Source organism: Parviterribacter multiflagellatus (assembly GCF_056863265.1).
Genome location: NZ_JBXPIZ010000006.1, coordinates 374199 through 391842, shown reverse-complemented (window position 1 = coordinate 391842; position 17644 = coordinate 374199). Strand labels below are relative to the sequence as shown.

The window sequence follows — 17644 nt, the reverse complement described above, 5'->3', positions numbered from 1 at the left end:
CGCCACCGTCTATCGGACGGTGAAGCGCTCCAGCTCCGGCTTCGTCGCCGCGCCGCCCCCGCGCGGCGCCGCGGTCACCGAGAGCCGGTACGGGCCCGGGCGCATCCCCTTGCTGGAGAGCGTGTACGTCCCGAGCCCTCGGGCGCCGAGACCGCGACGGTCTTGCGGGTGGTCACGAGCACGCACCGCTTGCGGCCCTTGCCCTTCGGCCGCTTCGCCAGGCAGCGCTTGCCGCTCGCGTAGCCCTGCGCCAGCCGCTGCACCGCGATGCGCACGGTCGCCTCGCGCGGCAGCCGCCACGACAGCGTCGTGGTCGAGCCCGGTCCGCTCCGCATCAGCGTCCGGCGCGACAAGCGCACGTCGGTGAGTCGCGGCGCGAGCCCGGCTTCCTCCGGGAGCGGCTGCGGTTTCGGTGACGGGGCCGCCGGCGCCGGCGCCGGCGAGCCCGGCGCAGGCGGAGCTTCGCCGACGACGATCGTCGCCTCGGCCGTCGCGGTGTTCCCACCGCCGTCGGTCGCGGTCACTTTCACGACGTACGTCCCGGGCACCGCGTAGCTCGTCTCCACCGTCGCGCCCTCGGCCGTCCGCCCGTCGCCGAGCTCCCACGTGACGTCCACGCGGTCGTTGTCGACCACCGTCGCGGAGAGCCGCACGGGCTGGCCGGCGGTCGCCGCCTCCGGCACGTCGAGCGCCCCGATCTCCGGCACGCCGCCGTCGAGAAACGAGACCTGGTGCGCGACCGTGCCGCCCCCGCCGAGGCGCGTCACCGCCGCGAGCACGGAGCCCGCGCCGTCGCCGGCGACCGACGCGAGCTGCGGCGCGTCGCCGCCGGGCAGCAGCTCGTCGGACGCAACCGCGCCGTGCGCGTCGAGTGTCAGCGCGCGCAGCGCGGAGGCGCGGTGCACGAGCAGCGCGGAGCGTCCGTCGCCCAGCTCGGTGCCGCCGCGGGTCTCGAGCGCCTCGCCGCTCGTGGCGGCCGTGAGGAGCGCGGACCTGCTCGCGAAGCCGTCGGCGCTGCGCGCGATCCACAGCGTCACCGGCTGTGGTGGCGGCATCGGCACCGGCCCGCTCGCGCCCGGCTGGGCCGAGGTCCAGGCGAGGAGCGCTCCCTCACCCGCCGGCAGGAGCCGGACGCCGCTCGGGGGGACACCGACGCCGCCCGTGGTGTTGCTCGTGACGGAGTCGACGGTCTTCTGGGTGTCCCACGTGCCCGCGGGGCTGCGCTCGCGCACCAACAGCCGGGAGGTGCTGTCGATGGCCAAGACCGACGACGTCTCGCGGTAGGCGACGCGCACGGCGCCGTCCGCGCCCTCGATCACGTCATGGACGCCGAGGCTCGCCTCGATCGGGGTGCCGTTCAGGTACGAGCGGCTGTCGACCGGCTCCGCGGGCGTGAACGTGCCCTCGTTCGCGCGGTAGCGAGCTGCGCGGACGGAGCTCACGGTCATCGGCGGGGCCGACGAGCCGCTGCCGACCGCGAGGACCGCGCCGCCCGCGGGCGTCGCGCGCAGCACCAGGTCGGAGACGGTCTCGACCGGGGTGAGCATCACCGGCGGCAGGGCGACGAACGCGCCACCGCCTGCCGGGCGCCGCCAGACGTTCACCGCGCCGGCCGCCGCCTGCGTGAGGAGCACGGTCCCGTCGTCGAGGGCCACGAGCTGGAGCGCCCCTGAGCCGTTCGAGCCCGGCACGTCCCGCGCCGCCGCCAGGTCGCCGCCCGCGACGCTCTCCCGCACGCGCACGCGGGACGCGTCACGCCAGGCGACGACGAGCGTCTCGCCGACCGCCGCCACCGCGCTGCTCGCCGCTCCCGTCGGGCTGACCGTCCGGTGGACGTACGCCGTCGCGCCGGCGGGGCGCGCGGCGAGCTTGAGCGTGCCGCTGTCGACGTACGTAAGACCGCGCACCGCGGACGAGAGGGCCGTCGAGGTGATGCCGGTGCCGCTCCCGCTCACGATCGGGTCCGGTTCCGTCTGCCAGGTGGACGCTGCGACGGCGGGGGGCGCGAGCGCGCAGGTCAGCAGCGTGGCGAGAGCGGCCAGCGCGCGCAGGGTTCTCCGGAACATCGCCGCGTGACGCTACGTCACAGAGCGGCGGCACGCCACCCCGACATCCGGCCACGAACGACGAAGGGCGCCCGGTGGGCGCCCCTCGTGCAAAGGCCGATGTCGGAAGGCTGGTGCTAGGCGAGCGCGGGCTCGAGCTCGGCCTCGAGGCGCTTCTTCGGGTAGGCGCCGACGATCGTCTTGGCCGGCTGGCCGTGCTTGAAGAGGATCATCGTGGGGATCGACATGACGCCGTACTGCGCGGCCGTGCGCTGGTTGTCGTCGACGTTCAGCTTCACGATCCGGAGGTCCCGCCGCTCGGCGGCGATCTCCTCGAGGACGGGGGCGACGACCCGGCACGGACCGCACCACGGAGCCCAGAAGTCGACGAGGACGGGCTGCTCGTTCTCGAGCACCTCGGCCTGGAAGTTGTCGTCGGAGACGTTCGTGAGGTCGGCCATGTCCTGGACTATACGAAGTGAAGTGCTTCGAGCAGCCAGGGGGTGAGCGTGACCTCGACGATCGCGGCCAGCGCGACGACCGGGAGCGCGAGCGCCGTCGTCGCGAACGTCGCGGCCATCAGCTCCTCCCACCGCCCCGCGCGCGCGGCGATCAGCCAGGCGGCGAGCGGCAGGAACACGGCGGTCAGCTCGGGGAGCGCGTGGACGCTCACGACGAGCAGCAGCGCGCCCGGCGCGACGTCCCACTGCGCGGAGAGCGTCGAGAGGCCGGAGCCGAGCGCGTACGCCTGGGTCGCCAGCGAGAAGACGGTCGCCAGGCCGACGAAGGCGATCGCCAGCGGGCCGGCGCGGTCGTGGACGCGCCGCCACAGCCCGCTGTAGTCGGCGGCCTCCAGCGGCAGCGACGACTTCGCGATGAAGCCGGCCAGGCACGCGAGCGCGTGGAGCGCGAGGACGAGCAGGTTGCGCCCGAAGAAGAACGCGGCGTCGCCCACCGTGGCGTCGTGGGTGACGCCGGCGTAGGCCATCGGCGTCGGATCCGGCGTGACGAGCAGCGCGACGAGCCAGACGGTCGCCAGCAGCGCGACGGCGATCGCGACGCTCACCCGCACCCACGGGCCGAGGACCGCCCCGGGGGCGGCGTTCCACCTGCGCAGCGTCGCCCGCGTGTCGTCCCACCCGCGCGCGACCGCGAGCTCGCGACCGTTCACGCCTGAGCAGTCGGCTGCTCCGCCGGGTCCGCCACAGCCTGGTGGACGGATCTCGGAGGAGCGGCGTCCTGCCCGCTCGGCGGCCGGCGGCGGCGCAGCTTCGGGATGAGGACGAACGCCTCGCTCGCGATGCGCCAGCTCATCTTGGAGCGGCCCAGCTCGCGGTCGCGGAAGGTGATCGGCACCTCGACGACCTTGAAGCCCTGCTGGACCGCGCGGTAGGTCAGCTCGACCTGGAAGGCGTACCCCTTGGAGCGCACGGTCGGGAGGTCGATCGCCTCCAGCACCTCGCGGCGGAAGCACTTGAAGCCGCCGGTGAGGTCGTGCACGTGGAGGCCGAGGACCGCCTGCGCGTACCAGCAGCCGCCGCGGCTGACGAACCGCCGCAGCAGGCCCCAGTCGGTCACGCCGCCGCCGGTGACGTAGCGGGAGCCGAGCGCGACGTCCGCGCCCTCGTCGACCGCCGCGATCAGCCGCTCGACGTCCGCGGGCGAGTGCGAGAAGTCGGCGTCCATCTCCAGGACCAGCCCGGCGCCGTGCTCCAGCGCGTGCGCGAAGCCGGCCAGGTAGGCGGGCCCGAGCCCCATCGGCCGGTCGCGGTGAAGGACCTCGACCACGGGCAGCTCGGCCGCCAGCCGGTCGGCGATCTGCCCCGTGCCGTCGGGCGAGTTGTCGTCCACGATCAGGACCTTGTGCCCGTTGGCGCGGCTGCGCTCCAGCACCGGCAGCACCGCGCGCACGATCGCCTCGAGGTTCTCACGCTCGTCGTACGTCGGGAGGATCAGCCAGGCGGGTCCGCGCTCCATGGAAGCGACGTATCGTATTCACGTGCCCGACTTCTCCAACGCCGGGATCGCCGCGTACTTCGACGAGCTCGGCGATCTCTACGAGCTCGACGGCGCGGTCGTGCACCGCGTCCTCGCCTACCGCAACGGGGCGAAGGCCATCCGCGACGCGCCGGTGTCGGTCGCGACGCTGACGCGTGAGGGGCGCGTGACGTCGTTGCCCGGCATCGGCAAGACGCTCGAGGAGAAGATCGGGGCGCTGCTGGAGACCGGCACGATCCCCGCGCTCGAGAAGCTCCGCGCGAAGTTCCCGCCCGGGCTGGTGGAGATGACGCGGCTGCCGGGGCTCGGGCCCAAGCGCGCGAAGAAGCTGTTCGACGAGCTCGGGATCGACTCGCTGGAGGCGCTCCGCGTCGCGGCCGAGAGCGAGAAGCTGCGCGGCGTCCGCGGGTTCGGCCCGAAGTTCGAGGAGTCGGTGCTGGCGGCGTTCGCGGCGGGGGTGGCGGAGCGGCCGGCGCCGCGGTTCCTCCTCCCGAAGGCGCTCGGCATCGCCGAGCAGGTCATCGGCGCGCTGCGGGCGCATCCGGCGGCGGAGAAGGTCGAGCTGGCCGGCAGCGCGCGGCGGCTGGCGGACTCCGTCAAGGACCTCGACATCATCGCGACGGCGTCCGATCCCGCGGCGCTGACCGCGGCGTTCGGGGAGCTGGACGTGATCGAGTCGGCCGGCTCCGCGGGGGAGAACGCGGCGCGCGGCCGGACGCACTCCGGCCTGTCGATCGACCTGCGCGTGGTCGAGCCCGACCAGTTCGGCAACCTGCTCCAGCACTTCACCGGCTCGCGCGACCACAACATGCAGCTGCGCGAGGCCGCGGTGCGGCGCGGGCTGCACGTGAGCGAGTACGGCATCCTCGACGACGCGACCGGCGAGACGACGCGGTGCGCGACGGAGGAGGAGGTCTACGAGCGGCTCGGGCTGGCGTGGATCCCGCCGGAGCTGCGCGAGGGGCGCGGCGAGCTGGAGGTGGCGGCGAACGGCGGCGCGTTCCCGAAGCTGATCGAGGAGGCCGACCTGCGCGGCGACGTGCACACGCACACGGTCGCGTCGGACGGGCGGAACACGATCGAGGAGATGGCCGAGGCGGCCCGCGCGCGGGGCTACGAGTACCTCGCGCACACCGACCACTCGGCGACGCACGGGTTCGGCAACCACGTCACGCCCGACGAGCTGCGGCGGCAGATCGAGCGGGTGCGCGAGGCGAACGAGAAGATCGACGGCATCACGCTGCTGATCGGGACCGAGACGAACATCCTCCCGGACGGCTCGCCCGACTACGACGACGACCTGCTGGCCGAGCTCGACTGGGTCGTCGGGTCGGTGCACACGCAGTTCCAGATGGGCGCGGACGCGATGACGGCGCGGATCGTGGCGGCGTGCGAGCACCCGTGGATCGACGCGATCGGCCATCCGACGGGCCGGAAGATCGAGAAGCGCCAGCCGTACCCCGTGGACATGTCCGCGGTGATCGAGGCGGCCGCGCGGACGGGGACGATGCTGGAGATCAACGCCGCGCCCGACCGCCGCGACCTCCACGACGTCCACGCGCGCAACGCCGCTGCGGCGGGCGTGACGCTCCTGATCGACTCCGACGCGCACGGCGTCCGCGAGCTCGCCCTCGTGCGATGGGGGATCGCGACGGCGCGCCGCGGATGGGTCACGGCGGAGCAGGTCGCGAACACGCGCCCGCTCGACGAGTTCCTCGCGCTGCGCAAGCGCGCCCGCCGCGCCGCCGCGTCGTAGCTAGCTGACGCCGAGCGCGGCGCGCAGCGCCGCGCGCCCGCGGTCGGGCGCGTGGATGTCGCCGAGGAGCTGGATCGCCTGGTTGGTGCCCATCGCGATGGCGTTGAGCTGGAAGGCGAGGGCGGTGGGGTCGGTGTCCGGCGGGAGGTCGCCGGCGTCGACGGCGACGCGGGCCTCGTAGGCCAGCACGCGGATCCACCGCTCGACCTCGTCGCGCACCGCCTCGCGGACCGGGCCCTCGCGGCCGTCGAACTCGCACGCCGCCGCGGTGATGTAGCACCCGCCCGGCTGCGGACCGTCGTAGAGGTACGCGATCCAGCGGTCGACGATCTCCAGCAGCCGCGGGAGGCCGGACGGGAGCGCGGTCGCCGGCTCCCACACGAGCTGCGTGAACTCCTCCACCGCCGACTCGAGCGCGGCGAGCTGCAGCGCCTGCTTCGTGCCGAAGTGGCCGAGCACCCCGGCCTTGCTCATCTCGAGGTCCGCGGCGAGGCGTCCGATCGTCAGGCCCTCCAGCCCGTCGACGGAGGAGATGCGGACGGCGCGCTCGACGATCGAGCGCTTGGTGGCGCGGGCCTCGGCAGCGGAGCGGCGGGGCATGGCGCGCAGTTTACCTACCGCTCGGTCGCCATCTTCTGTTAGCGTCCGACCGATCGGTAGCTAAACGAACGAGGAGTTGCACTGATGGACATCCGACGGCTGGGCTGGGCGGGACTGGAGATCACGGCGGAGGACGGGACGGTCGCGGTGATCGACCTCCTGGAGGACGTCGCGCCGATGGCGCAGTACATGGGCGAGGCGCACACGGAGCTGCCGCCCGCGACGCCGGGCGCGGCGACGCTGGCGCTGGTCACGCACCTGCACTCCGACCACGCCGATCCAGGGGCGCTCGCCCGGGCGCTGAAGCCCGAGGGGCTCGTGCTCCGGCCGGCGCCGATGTACGGCGAGCTGCTGGAGACGGGCGGGACCGAGGTCGCCGAGGCGGGCCTGCGCCAGCACGGCCTGCGGACGCGGGTCATGGCGCCGTGGCAGACGGTGACCGTCGGCCCGTTCACCGTCACGGCGATCCCCGCGGCGGACGGCTTCGGCGACGAGCAGGTCTCGTGGATCGTCGAGGCCGACGGCACGCGCATCCTCCACGCCGGCGACACGCTGCTCCACGGCTGGTGGTGGCGCGCGGTGATGCGCACCGGCCCGATCGACGTCGCGTTCCTCCCCGTCAACGGGCCCGTCGTCAGCCTGCCGCACCGGCAGCCGGCGAGCGAGGTCGCGGCGGTGATGGGGCCGGCCGAGGCGGTCCAGGCCGCCCGGGCGCTGCGGGCGCGGCTCGCGGTGCCGATCCACTACGACGCGATCCACAACCCGCCGGTCTACGTCGCGCTCGAGCGGCCGGCGCAGGAGTTCGCCGCGCTGGCGGACGAGCAGGGCGTGCCCGCGCGCGTGGTGGAGGTCGGCGAGCGCGTCCCGCTTCCCGCGCCCGTCGCCGCCTGACCCGCCGCACGGATCGCGTCGGCGAGGAGCGCGGCTGCGCGCGTGAGAGCCGGCTCGGGGAGCGCGGCGTAGCCGAGCAGGAGCGCGGGCGGGTGCGGGGCGACGGTCGTGCACGTGGTGTGCAGGCCCTCGACCCGGACGCCCGCGCGTGCCGCGGCGGCGACCACGGCGTCCTCGTCGGCCTCGGGTGGGAGCCCGAGGACGACGTGAAGTCCCGCCGCGATGCCGGTCACCGCGAGCTCGGGCAGGTGCTCCTCCAGCGCGGCGACGAGCGCGTCGCGGCGCGGGCGGTAGCGGCGGCGGGTGCGGCGCAGGTGACGGTCGACCTCACCGCGCGCGAGGAGCTCCGCGTAGGCGGCCTGGTCGAGCGCGGGGATCGCGCGGGCCGCGGCGTCGGCCTCCGCCGCGAGCGCGGGCGACAGCCACGCCGGGGCCGCGAGCCACCCGAGCCGCAGCGCCGGCGCGAGCGTCTTGCTCACCGACCCCGCGTAGACGACGCGGTCGGGCGCGAGCGCCTGCAGCGCGCCGACAGGCCCGCGGTCGTAGCGGTACTCGGCGTCGTAGTCGTCCTCGACGATCAGCGCGTCGTGCTCCCGCGCCCACGCGATGAGCTCGGCGCGCCGCGCGGGCGAGAGCACGACGCCGGTCGGGTACTGGTGCGCGGGGGAGACGCACACCGCGTCGATCGGGCCGGCGGCGCGCAGCGCGGCGACGTCGAGGCCGCCCGCGTCGACCGGCACCGGCACGACGTCGCACCCCGCGTGGAGGAGGCTCTGGCGCTGGCGGCGCCAGCCCGGATCCTCGATCGCCACGCGCCGCGCCCCCGCCGCGCGCCACACGAGGTGGAGCCCGGCGTGGACGCCGCCGGTGATCACGACGTCCCGCGGCGCCGCGATCACGCCGCGCGCGCGACCGAGGTACGCCGCGAGCGCCTCGCGGAGGACCGGCAGGCCGGCCGGGTCGCCGTAGTCGAGCACGGCATCGGGGGCGCTGCGGGCAGCGCGGCCGACCGCGGCGGCCCAGGCCGCGCGGGGGAAGGCGGAGACGTCTGGGTGGCCGGTGCGGAGGTCGTACGCGGGCGGCGCGGCGGGCGCGAGGAAGGCGGCCGGCATCGCGGGCGGGCCGGCGGTGATGAGCGGCGCGGCGGCGGGCGGCGCGGGCGGGCGAGCGGTGGGCGGCGCGGCGGGCGTGGTCGTGGCCACGACCGTCCCCGCACCCCGCCGCGCGACCAGCCACCCCTCCGCGACCAGCTGCTCGTACGCCTCCACCACCACGCCGCGCGACACGCCGAGGTCGGCGGCGAGCGTGCGGGTGGGCGGGAGCCGCGTGCCGGGGCGCAGCCGGCCGTCGCGCACGGCGTCGCGGAGCTGGCGCTCGAGCTGGCGGCCGCGCGGGCCGCCGTCCGGCGACAGCGAGAGCTGCAGATCCATTGGTCCGATCTTCTACCGCGTCATTGGACCTTCCCGCAAGACCAATCACGCACGATCATGCCGGACCATGACGCCCGCCCCGACCGCCCGCACGAAGGTCCGCCGCGTTCCCAAGCGCGGCGTGTACGACAGGCCGACCATCGACGCGATCCTCGACGAGGCGCTGATCTGCCACCTCGCGTTCATCCACGACGGCGTCCCGTTCGCGATGCCGACGCTCCACGCGCGCGTCGACGACACGGTCTACCTGCACGGCTCGGCCGCCTCCCGCATGATGCGCGAGGCCGGCACGGACGGCGTGACGGCGAGCATCACCGCGACGCTGGTCGACGGGGTCGTGCTCGCGCGGTCGGCGTTCCACCACTCGATGAACTACCGCAGCGTCGTCGTGGTCGGAGAGCTGCGCACCGTGACCGATCCGTTCGAGAAGCACGAGGCGCTGCACGCGTTCACCGAGGGCCTCCTGCCCGGCCGCTGGGACGAGGTCCGCGTGCCGACGCGGCAGGAGCTGAAGGGGACGAGCGTGCTCGCGCTCCCGCTCGACGAGGCGAGCGCGAAGCTCCGCACCGGCGGGCCGGGCGACGACGAGGAGGACTACGCGCTGCCGGTGTGGGCGGGCGTCATCCCGCTGGCGCTGACCGCCGGCGCGCTCGTGCCCGACCCCCGCAACCTGCCGGGCGTCGCGCCCGGCGCTCACCTCACCGGCTGGTCCCCGAGCAGCCGCGGGACGACCTCCGACGCGACCACCGCGTCGACGGCCTCCGGCGAGAACCGCGCGACGAGCGCGGCCGCCCGCGTCGCGTAGCCGGGCGCGGGGTCGTCGAGCGCGGTCCGCAGCGCGCCGGCGAGGTCGTCGCCGACGAGGCGCGGGTCGAGCTGCCGGGCCAGCTCCCGCGCCTCGTACGGGCCGGGTGCGTCGGTGGTGACGAGCATGCAGCCGTCCGCGAGCGCCTCGAGCTGCGCGATCCCGAAGTCCTCCCGGCGCGGCGCGACGACGTACACGCGCGCCCGCCGGACCAGCTCGCGGAACGCCGCGCCGCGCACCTGCTCGACCCGCACGCCGGGCTGCGGGGGCAGCGGGTGCTCGGTCACCACCACCAGCTCCTCCCCGTCGCGCCGCACCCGCGCCCACGCGTCGAGCACCCGCGCGAGCCCCTTCTTCACCGGGTCGCTCGCGTAGATCAGCGCCGCGATGTCGCGCTCGGCGGGCGGCGGGCCGGACGGCGCGATCGGCGGCGGGACCACGACGCTGCGCCCCGCAGGCCCGGGCGCCACGGTGCTCATCGGGAGGGTGAGCGGCGCGCGGGCGAGGCGCCGGCGCTCCAGCGGCCGCTGCCAGAACCCGTGCCGGCCGGGCCGGTTCTCGGCGGCGAGCGCGTCGAAGCGGATCGCGCCCGGCCGCGGCCAGAGGAGCGCGGCGGTCGAGGTGGAGTAGACGATCGAGCGCGGGGCGTGCTCGGCGATCCCGGCCGCGGCGGCCCGGCGCGCGGCGAGCGCCCACACGAGGTCGGTGAGCGCGAACGTGCGGACCTCGCGGGGCCGCGCCGTCTCGACGACCGCGACCGACGCCCCGGCGCGCCGCAGCGACTCGGCGAGCGCGGCGTCGGCCACGCGCCACCCGTGGGTGGAGCCGAGCGAGACGAGCAGGACGTCGACGGGCACGCCGCCCAACCTACGCGGCTGCCATCCTCCGACGCCGCGTGACCGGGACCCTCATCAACGTCGGCACCGTCCTCCTCGGGACGCTCATCGGCGCCCTCGCGGGCCACAGGCTGCCCGAGGGCGTCCACCAGCGCGTGCTCGCGGGCCTCGGGATGGTCACGCTCGTGCTCGGGATCGACAACGCGCTGCAGTGGCGCGAGGACCCGAAGAACCTGATCCTCATCGTCATGTTCGCGGTCCTCGTCGGCGGCATCGTCGGCGAGCTGCTGCGGATCGAGGAGCGCCTGTCCGCGCTCGGCGACCGCCTGCAGGCGCGGTTCGCCGGGCCGGAGACCGACGGCCACGAGTCGACCGTCAGCGAGGCGTTCTTCACCGCGACGCTCCTCTTCTGCGTCGGCCCGCTCACCGTGCTCGGCTCGATCAACGACGGCCTCCACGGCGACATCGAGCTGCTCACCACGAAGGCCGTGCTCGACGGCTTCGCGTCGGTCGCCCTGGCCGCCGCGCTCGGCCCCGGCGTCGGCCTCGCCGCGGTGTCGGTGCTCGTCATCCAGGGCGGGATCACGCTCGGGGCCGGGCTGTTCGAGGACATCCTCGTCGGCCTGCCGCTCGACGCGCTCACGTCCGCGGGCGGCGTGCTCATCATCGGCATCGCGATCAAGCTCCTCGACGTCAAGGACGTCAAGGTGGGCAACTACCTGCCGGCGCTGATCGTGGCCCCGCTCCTCGCCACGATCGTCGACGCGTTCTAGCTACGACGCGCCGTTGAGCGTCGGCGCGCTGATCCGGCGGAAGCCCGGCGTGCGCACGAGCTGGATCGCCTTCCACGGCTTCGTCCGCTCCAGGTAGAACGCCACGCCGTCGCGTTCCTCGATCGCCGTCACCGCTGCCTCCTGCCGCCGCCAGTACAGCGCCCAGACGAGCAGGAAGCCGGTGGCGATCGCCGGCACCTGCGGCCACAGCCAGCCGAGCCCGGCGGACAGCACCATCAGCAGGAGCAGCGGCCAGAGGCGGTTGGCGAGCATCCGGCCCGGTGAGCTGTGCTCGGGCAGCGACGAGCTGGCCCGCGCGCCCGCCAGCAGCCGCGCGATGGCGGGCAGCGTCGACCGCTCCCGCCCGAGCACGGCGCCGAGCACAGCGGCGATCGCCCACCAGGTCAGCGCGAACGTCAGCAGCGACGTGTCGCCGTCGAGCGCGACGGTGCGGATGGTCAGCGCGCCCAGCACCGAGGCGGCGCCGGCACACGCCAGGACGGTCGTCTTCAGGAAGTCGACGAACCGCAACGCTCAGTCGGCGAGCGCCTGGAGCAGCTTCCGCACGCCGCGCGGCCCGTCGACCAGGAGGTCGGCCGCGGCCTCCAGCTCGTCCGGCGTCTCGTCGGAGCGCACGCCCACGCACACCGCGGTGCCGAGCCGGCCGCTCCCCACGAGGTCGCGCAGCCCGGTGAACGCGTCGATGTCCGTGCGGTCGTCGCCGACGTAGACCGCGGTGTCCAGGTCGGCGTCCCGCAGGAGCCAGTGGATGCCGCGGCCCTTGTCGAGCGGGATCGGCGGACGCACCTCGAGCACCTTGCGGCCCCAGTGCGTGTGGAACCCGGCGGACTCGGCGGCGTCCGCGATGCCGCGGATGGCCAGCTCGGACGCGTCCTCGTCGGGCGTCCCGCGCCAGTGGAACGCGACGATCGGCCCCTTGTCCTCGAAGCGGACGCGCAGCCGGCGCAGCTCCTCCCCGTGGACGCCGTCGGCGAACTGGTGCACGCGCCGCTGCCAGGCGGCGGCCTCGCGGTCCAGCTCGGCCTGCGTCCCGCCGGGCTGGAGCAGCTCGGTGCCGTGGTTGCCGACGTACGCGATCGAGCCGAGCGCGACGATGCGGCGGGCGATCGTGGCCTGGCGGCCGCTGACGCAGGCGACCACGCCGTACTGGCGCGCGACCTGGATCAGGATGGAGCGGGTGGCCTCCGGGACCTGCGCGTCGTCCGCGTGGCGGACGATCGGGGCGAGCGTCCCGTCGACGTCCAGGAGCACGGCCGACCGCGCCTTGTCGGCGCGCAGCGGCTCGACGGCCTCGGCGAGCGTGGCGGCGGCGGACATCGGCTTAGTCTATGCCGCCATGCCCGCCCGCCGATGGCCCGTGCTGCTCGCGATCGGGACGCTCGGCGGGCTCTTCAGCGGGCTGTTCGGGGTGGGCGGAGGAGTGGTCATCGTGCCGCTGCTGGTGCTGTGGCTCGGATACGGGGAGCGCGAGGCGACGGGCACGTCGCTTGGCGCCATCGCGATCGTCGCGTCCGCCGCCGCCATGGCGCAAGGCCTGTACGGGAACGTGCAGGTCGCGGAAGGTCTGCTGGTGGGGATCCCGGCCGTCGGCGGCGTGCTGCTGGGGACGTGGCTGCAGCAGCGGGTGCCGCTGCGGGTGCTGTCCGGGCTGTTCGCGCTCCTGCTCACCGGCGTCGCCGTCGACCTGCTGATCCCGTGATCGTCGAGGCGGCGGTCGTGGGCGTGCTCGCCGGCGTCGTGGCCGGCATGCTCGGCGTGGGCGGCGGCTCGCTGTTCGTGCCGGCGCTGGTGCTCTTCGTCGGGCTGTCGCACCTGGAGGCGGAGGCGACGTCGCTGCTGGCGATCGTCCCGACGGCGCTGGTCGGCGTCTGCCGGCAGCGCCGGTACGGGAACGTGCGCGAGCGCGAGTCGGTGGCGCTCGGGCTGCTCGGCGTGGCCGGCGGGGTCGCGGGCGTCGTGGTGGCGAACTGGCTGCCGGAGCGGGCGCTGGAGGTCGGGTTCGCCGCGCTGCTGCTGTTCGTCGCGTGGCAGCTCGCGCGGCGGGCGCTGCGCGCCGAGGCGGCCTGACCCGGCGGCCGCTCAGCCGGCGGCCCGGGCGTCGTCGACGATCTCGTCGCGCAGCCGCAGGAACAGCCGCCGCGCCGCGACCATGTCCTCCCGCCCGGCGCCCTGGGACTGCAGCGCCCGCGCCGCCATGTCGCCGAAGCGCTCGATCAGGCACAGGCGCTCGAGCCGCCGCGTGCCGGCGAGGTCGGCCTCCACCATCAGCGTGCGCGTCGCGGTCACCGCCGTCGCGTACGTCCCGCCGCGCGCGGCCTGGGCGATCGCGCCGATCCACGGCAGCACGAGCGTGCGGCCGCGCTCGGAGGCGAACCACCCGTCGCCGCCGCCCTCGTAGACCTGCCGCATCGTGGCGACGTACAGCTCCTCGCCGTGGCGGAGCAGGCAGTCGGCGACGGCCGGCATCGCGGCGGCGGGCAGCGGCGCCGAGCGCACCCGCGCGGGGCGCGCCGTCGCGGCGCCGAGACGGCGGATCTCGGCCAGCGGGAAGCGCCGGTGGCCGCCCGGCGTGCGCGTCGACCGCAGGCGGCCGTCGTCGGCCCAGCGGCGGATCGTGCTGTGCGAGACGCCCAGCGCCGTCGCGGCCTGCTGGAGCGTGACGCCCGCGCCCTCGGCCTGCGGCTCCTCCGCCGGCTCGTCCTCGGCCGGCGCGCTGGCGGTCGCAGGCGCGTCGGCGACCGGCACGAGCGGCCGGTACACCGCGGCGAACCGGTCCGTGGGCAGGCCCTCCGCGAGGAGCGTGCCCGTCGCCTCGGCCGGCGCCGGGCGGGCGAACCGGAAGCCCTGCGCGGTCGTGACGCCCAGCCGGCGCAGCCAGCGCGCCTGCTCGGTCGTCTCGACGCCCTCCGCGACGACGGTCATGTCGAGCGCTCGCGCGAGGCCGACGACCGCGCGCACGATGTGCCGGTCGCTCGCGTCCTCGGCCACGTGCGCGACGAACGACCGGTCGACCTTGATCGTCTCGACCGGGAACCGCTTGACGTGGTTGAGCGACGAGTAGCCGGTGCCGAAGTCGTCGAGCATCAGCCGGACGCCGAGCTCGCGCAGCTGCTGGAGGACCGCGGTCGGGGACGCGGTCTCCTCCATCAGCACGCTCTCGGTGACCTCGAGCGCCAGGCGCTCGGGCGCGAGCCCGGTGCGGCGCAGCGTCTCCGCCAGGTCGTCGACGAGCGCGGGGTCCGCGAGCTGCCGCCCGGAGAGGTTGACCGAGACGTAGTCGAGCGCGATGCGCGCGTCCGCGGCCCAGCGCGCGGCCTGACGGCAGGCCTCCTGGAGCACCCAGCGGCCGAGCGGGAGGATGAGTCCGGTCTCCTCGGCGGCGGGCACGAACTCCGACGGCGACACGAGCCCCAGCTCGGGGTGCTGCCAGCGGACGAGCGCCTCGACGCCGAGGATGCGCGGCTCGTCGAGCGACACGATCGGCTGGTAGTGGAGCTCGAGCTCGTCCCGCGCGAGCGCGCGGCGCAGGCCGTCCTCCACCCGCGTGCGGGCGAGCAGCCGGCGCCGCATGTCCTGGTCGAACAGCTCGTAGCGGCCGCCGCCGCGCTCCTTCGCGCGATACATCGCGACGTCCGCGTCGCGCAGCAGCGCCTCGGCGTCCGCGGTGCTCGGCGCGGCGGCGACGATGCCGGCCGACGCGCTCACGTACAGCTCGTGCGGATCGATGGCGATGGGATCGGTGAGGGCGGCGAGGAGCCGCGCGGCGACGGCGATCGCCCCGCCCTCGCCGGCCAGGCCGTCGCACACGACGGCGAACTCGTCGCCGCCCAGGCGCGCGAGCGTGGCGCCGGTCGGAACATCGCCGGCCAGCGCCCGCGCGACGGCGACGAGCAGCTCGTCGCCGAGCTCGTGCCCGCGCGTCTCGTTGACGAGCTTGAAGCGGTCGAGGTCGAGCAGGATCACCGCGACGGTGTCGTCGTCGGCCGCGCGCGCGAGCGTCCGCTCCAGCGCCGCGAGGAACGCCTGGCGGTCCGGCAGCCCGGTCAGCGCGTCGGTCTGCGGCGGCGCGCTCGCATCGCGGGCCGCGTCCCGCGCGGTCGCCGCGGACAGCGCGGTGGCGAGCGCCTCGACCGCCGCGACCTCGTGGTCGTGCAGGACGCGGTCGGCCTCCGCGAGCCCGACCAGGACGCGCGCAGGACCGGGGCCGGGCAGCGGCACGCAGAGCGCGCGGGCCGGCCGCGGGCCCGCGTCGGTGGCCAGCGTGACGTCCACGACGGCGGGGCCGGTGGACGGCGCGGGAAGGGGGAGGCCGGCGAACGCCGCAGCGACGGCGGGCCCGGCGGTGACGGGCCGCGCGGCGACCGCGACGAGCCGGTCGTCCGCCGCGCGCTCGAGGACCGCGGCGGCCGTGAGCCCGAGCATCCGGTGGCCGATCGCGACGGCCTCCTCGACCAGCGCGGGCGTCGCCGCGCCGGCGAGCGCGCGGCGGCCGAGCGTGGCGACGGCCACGATCGTCTCGGCTGCGCGCTCGTGCGCGGACGCCTGCACGCGGGCGTCGTGCTCCGCGGGCGAGGACAGGGTCGGGAAGGCTCCGTTCGTCATCGGCTCCCACGAGGTGTCGACCGGTGCGGCGCCCCGGCTGAGCGCTCTGGACGGCATGCCCGGCGAAGCTGGCGCGCCCGTGCGGAGCACCGGTGTTCAGGTTCGGAACCTGCTCATCGCGGCCCGAAACCTGTCAGCACCTCGCGCCGGCGGCGGCGAAGTTGCCGAACGCTGAGGCCCTGCTCTCGCACCGACGAGAACCGTTCCACCACGACCGGTGCGTCCCCTTCGGCGCACGAGAGCAAGGAGAGCCATGACATCGAAAGCTGCGACCCCTGGATGCCGGCCTCGGCCGGCACCTCGCTGGGCCCGCGCCGGTGCGGCGATCGCCGCCCTCGCCGCCACCCTCGCGCTGCCGTTCCCCGCAGCCGCACACGCGAACGGGACCACCTCGGTCGTGGTCCTCGAGGCCACCGGAGCGGGCGGCGGCCCGGAGCACGCCGTCGCCCGCCTCGGCGGGCAGGTCGAGCGGCAGCTGCCGATCGTCGGCGGCTTCGCGGCGGAGGTCCCCACGTCCGCGGTCGACGACCTGCGCGCCACCGCCGGCGTGCGCGGCGTGCACGGCGACCGGAAGTTCACCGTCCGCAGCGACGAGCAGCCCGAGGCCACCGCGGGCGCCGAGCTGAGCCAGGTCCGCGGCGCGCTCGGCGCCGCCTCCGCCGGGACCGGCGCGGGCGTCGACATCGCCCTTGTCGACACCGGCGTGTCCCCCGTGCGCGGCCTCGACGCCGGGCAGGTCGTCAACGCGCCGGACTTCTCGAGCCACGCGGGCGACCCGGCCCACCGTCATCTGGACGCGTTCGGGCACGGCACGCACCTGGCCGGTGTCATCGCCGCCGGCGACACCGAGAACGACCTCGTCGGCGTGGCCCCGGGCGCGCGCGTGGTCAACGTCAAGGTCGCCGACCACGAGGGCTCGACCAGCCTGTCGCGGCTCCTCGCGGCGATCGACTGGGTCGTCCGCCACAAGGACGACGAGGGCCTGCGCATCCGCGTCCTGAACCTCGCGTTCGGCGCCGAGACGTCCGGTGACTACACCGGCGACCCGCTCGCCTTCGCGGTCGAGCAGGCGTGGCGGCGCGGCATCGTCGTCGTCACGGCCGCCGGCAACGGCGGTCCCGAGACGCCGCAGCTCGACAGCCCCGCGTTCGACCCGCACGTGCTGGCCGTCGGCGCGAGCGACATGCTCGACACCCCTGTCGTCGAGGACGACCGGCTCGCCGGCTTCTCCAGCTTCGGCACCGCCGAGCGCGCCCCCGACGTCGTCGCCCCCGGCGTCGGCATCGTGAGCCTCCGCGTCCCGGGCGCCTTCCTCGACGAGGCGTTCCCCAACGCGCGGGTCGGCGACGGCGTGGCGTTCCGCGGCAGCGGCACGTCGCAGGCGTCGGCCGCCGTGTCCGCCACCGTGGCGCTGCTGCTCGAGCAGCGGCCCGACCTGACGCCGGACGCCGTCAAGGCGCTCCTGCGCGGGACGGCGCGGCCGCTCGCCGACGCGGACGTCCGCGGGCAGGGGGCCGGCCTGGTCGACCTGGCTGCGGCGATGACGGCGCCGGCCTCGGCCGCGCCGCAGACGTACCCCTCCGCGCACGGCTCCGGCCCGTGGCGTGCCCGCTCGGGCGTCGGCCTCCAGCTGGCGGTCGAGGACCCGCGCGCGACGCGCTGGTCGGCGACCCGCTGGTCCGCGACGCGCTGGTCCGCCACCCGCTGGTCGGCCACGCGGTGGTCCGCGACCCGGTGGTCCGCGACGCGCTGGTCGGCGACCCGCTGGTCCGCCACCCGCTGGTCCGCGACGCGCTGGTCGGCGACCCGTTGGTCGGCCACGCGCTGGTCCGCCACCCGGTGGTCCAGCGTGGGGTGGAGCGACGGCACCTCCTGACCGACTACGTG

General features: G+C 75.7%; 16 protein-coding genes and 1 pseudogene. 7 read left to right on the top strand and 10 right to left on the bottom strand.

The features are described 5' to 3' along the window. Positions 1-74: 74 nt before the first annotated feature. The 4 genes from AC1UE5_RS15430 to AC1UE5_RS15415 form a co-directional block, all read right to left on the bottom strand. Positions 75-2066, bottom strand: coding sequence for a PKD domain-containing protein (locus tag AC1UE5_RS15430; protein WP_482925014.1), 1992 nt, complete (start codon positions 2064-2066; stop codon positions 75-77). Between the two features lie 116 nt (positions 2067-2182). Further along, complete coding sequence (trxA, locus tag AC1UE5_RS15425; protein ID WP_482925012.1) at positions 2183-2506, bottom strand: thioredoxin; 324 nt, start codon at positions 2504-2506, stop codon at positions 2183-2185. 8 nt (positions 2507-2514) lie between these two features. Continuing rightward, positions 2515-3216 (bottom strand): hypothetical protein, encoded by a 702-nt coding sequence (locus AC1UE5_RS15420; RefSeq protein WP_482925010.1) that lies wholly within the window; start codon positions 3214-3216, stop codon positions 2515-2517. Continuing rightward, entirely contained in the window at positions 3213-4022 is an 810-nt protein-coding gene (locus tag AC1UE5_RS15415) for a polyprenol monophosphomannose synthase (RefSeq protein ID WP_482925008.1), read from the bottom strand. Before AC1UE5_RS15415 ends, AC1UE5_RS15420 begins: the two co-directional genes overlap by 4 nt. A gap of 22 nt (positions 4023-4044) precedes the next feature. Here AC1UE5_RS15415 and polX point away from each other — a divergent pair, with 22 nt between their 5' ends. Continuing rightward, positions 4045-5799 (top strand): DNA polymerase/3'-5' exonuclease PolX, encoded by a 1755-nt coding sequence (gene polX, locus AC1UE5_RS15410; RefSeq protein WP_482925006.1) that lies wholly within the window; start codon positions 4045-4047, stop codon positions 5797-5799. Here polX and AC1UE5_RS15405 read toward each other — a convergent pair whose 3' ends face one another. Beyond that, positions 5800-6399 (bottom strand): TetR/AcrR family transcriptional regulator, encoded by a 600-nt coding sequence (locus AC1UE5_RS15405; protein WP_482925004.1) that lies wholly within the window; start codon positions 6397-6399, stop codon positions 5800-5802. It abuts the gene before it with no gap. 84 nt (positions 6400-6483) lie between these two features. Here AC1UE5_RS15405 and AC1UE5_RS15400 point away from each other — a divergent pair. After that, positions 6484-7134: pseudogene (locus AC1UE5_RS15400) on the top strand (MBL fold metallo-hydrolase); the annotation flags it as partial. Positions 7135-7169: 35 nt separating this feature from the next. Here AC1UE5_RS15400 and pdxR read toward each other — a convergent pair. Further along, positions 7170-8720 (bottom strand): MocR-like pyridoxine biosynthesis transcription factor PdxR, encoded by a 1551-nt coding sequence (gene pdxR, locus AC1UE5_RS15395; RefSeq protein WP_482925002.1) that lies wholly within the window; start codon positions 8718-8720, stop codon positions 7170-7172. A 67-nt stretch (positions 8721-8787) separates the two neighbouring features. Here pdxR and AC1UE5_RS15390 point away from each other — a divergent pair, with 67 nt between their 5' ends. Beyond that, positions 8788-9525 carry a pyridoxamine 5'-phosphate oxidase family protein gene (locus AC1UE5_RS15390; protein WP_482925000.1) on the top strand — a complete coding sequence of 246 codons (738 nt, stop codon included), beginning with the start codon at positions 8788-8790 and terminating at the stop codon, positions 9523-9525. Here the strand turns inward: AC1UE5_RS15390 and AC1UE5_RS15385 are convergent. After that, positions 9414-10382, bottom strand: a complete 969-nt coding sequence (locus tag AC1UE5_RS15385) for a glycosyltransferase (RefSeq protein ID WP_482924998.1) — start codon at positions 10380-10382, stop codon at positions 9414-9416. The two genes, AC1UE5_RS15390 and AC1UE5_RS15385, sit on opposite strands and share 112 nt — an antisense overlap. Before the next feature lie 38 nt (positions 10383-10420). Here AC1UE5_RS15385 and AC1UE5_RS15380 point away from each other — a divergent pair, with 38 nt between their 5' ends. Continuing rightward, the gene (locus AC1UE5_RS15380) at positions 10421-11134 is read left to right on the top strand and encodes a DUF554 domain-containing protein (protein WP_482924996.1); all 714 of its coding nucleotides are present in this window, start codon (positions 10421-10423) and stop codon (positions 11132-11134) included. Here the strand turns inward: AC1UE5_RS15380 and AC1UE5_RS15375 are convergent, their stop codons facing one another. Together AC1UE5_RS15375 and otsB are read right to left on the bottom strand one after the other, a co-directional pair. Further along, positions 11135-11665, bottom strand: a complete 531-nt coding sequence (locus AC1UE5_RS15375; protein WP_482924994.1) for a hypothetical protein — start codon at positions 11663-11665, stop codon at positions 11135-11137. Between the two features lie 3 nt (positions 11666-11668). Beyond that, positions 11669-12472: a trehalose-phosphatase gene (gene otsB / locus AC1UE5_RS15370; RefSeq protein WP_482924992.1), complete on the bottom strand. Its 804-nt coding sequence runs from the start codon at positions 12470-12472 to the stop codon at positions 11669-11671. Between the two features lie 19 nt (positions 12473-12491). Here otsB and AC1UE5_RS15365 point away from each other — a divergent pair, with 19 nt between their 5' ends. After that, the gene (locus AC1UE5_RS15365) at positions 12492-12854 is read left to right on the top strand and encodes a TSUP family transporter (RefSeq protein WP_482924990.1); all 363 of its coding nucleotides are present in this window, start codon (positions 12492-12494) and stop codon (positions 12852-12854) included. Beyond that, positions 12851-13222, top strand: a complete 372-nt coding sequence (locus AC1UE5_RS15360) for a TSUP family transporter (RefSeq protein WP_482924988.1) — start codon at positions 12851-12853, stop codon at positions 13220-13222. The genes AC1UE5_RS15365 and AC1UE5_RS15360 overlap by 4 nt, the downstream gene beginning before the upstream one ends. Before the next feature lie 12 nt (positions 13223-13234). Here the strand turns inward: AC1UE5_RS15360 and AC1UE5_RS15355 are convergent, their stop codons facing one another. After that, positions 13235-15814, bottom strand: a complete 2580-nt coding sequence (locus AC1UE5_RS15355; protein ID WP_482924987.1) for an EAL domain-containing protein — start codon at positions 15812-15814, stop codon at positions 13235-13237. A 340-nt stretch (positions 15815-16154) separates the two neighbouring features. Between AC1UE5_RS15355 and AC1UE5_RS15350 the strand changes: the two genes are divergently transcribed. Next, a complete protein-coding gene (locus tag AC1UE5_RS15350) occupies positions 16155-17633 on the top strand; it encodes a S8 family serine peptidase (protein ID WP_482924985.1) in 1479 nt (492 codons plus the stop codon). Positions 17634-17644: the final 11 nt, after the last annotated feature.

What these genes read in the sequence shown, in the direction of transcription:
- otsB (WP_482924992.1), bottom strand. Translation starts at nt 12,472, where the DNA reads ATGTCCGCCGCCGCCACGCTCGCCGAGGCCGTCGAGCCGCTGCGCGCC.
- AC1UE5_RS15390 (WP_482925000.1), top strand. Translation starts at nt 8,788, where the DNA reads ATGACGCCCGCCCCGACCGCCCGCACGAAGGTCCGCCGCGTTCCCAAG.
- AC1UE5_RS15430 (WP_482925014.1), bottom strand. Translation starts at nt 2,066, where the DNA reads ATGTTCCGGAGAACCCTGCGCGCGCTGGCCGCTCTCGCCACGCTGCTG.
- trxA (WP_482925012.1), bottom strand. Translation starts at nt 2,506, where the DNA reads ATGGCCGACCTCACGAACGTCTCCGACGACAACTTCCAGGCCGAGGTG.
- AC1UE5_RS15415 (WP_482925008.1), bottom strand. Translation starts at nt 4,022, where the DNA reads ATGGAGCGCGGACCCGCCTGGCTGATCCTCCCGACGTACGACGAGCGT.
- AC1UE5_RS15355 (WP_482924987.1), bottom strand. Translation starts at nt 15,814, where the DNA reads ATGCCGTCCAGAGCGCTCAGCCGGGGCGCCGCACCGGTCGACACCTCG.
- AC1UE5_RS15365 (WP_482924990.1), top strand. Translation starts at nt 12,492, where the DNA reads ATGCCCGCCCGCCGATGGCCCGTGCTGCTCGCGATCGGGACGCTCGGC.
- pdxR (WP_482925002.1), bottom strand. Translation starts at nt 8,720, where the DNA reads ATGGATCTGCAGCTCTCGCTGTCGCCGGACGGCGGCCCGCGCGGCCGC.
- AC1UE5_RS15405 (WP_482925004.1), bottom strand. Translation starts at nt 6,399, where the DNA reads ATGCCCCGCCGCTCCGCTGCCGAGGCCCGCGCCACCAAGCGCTCGATC.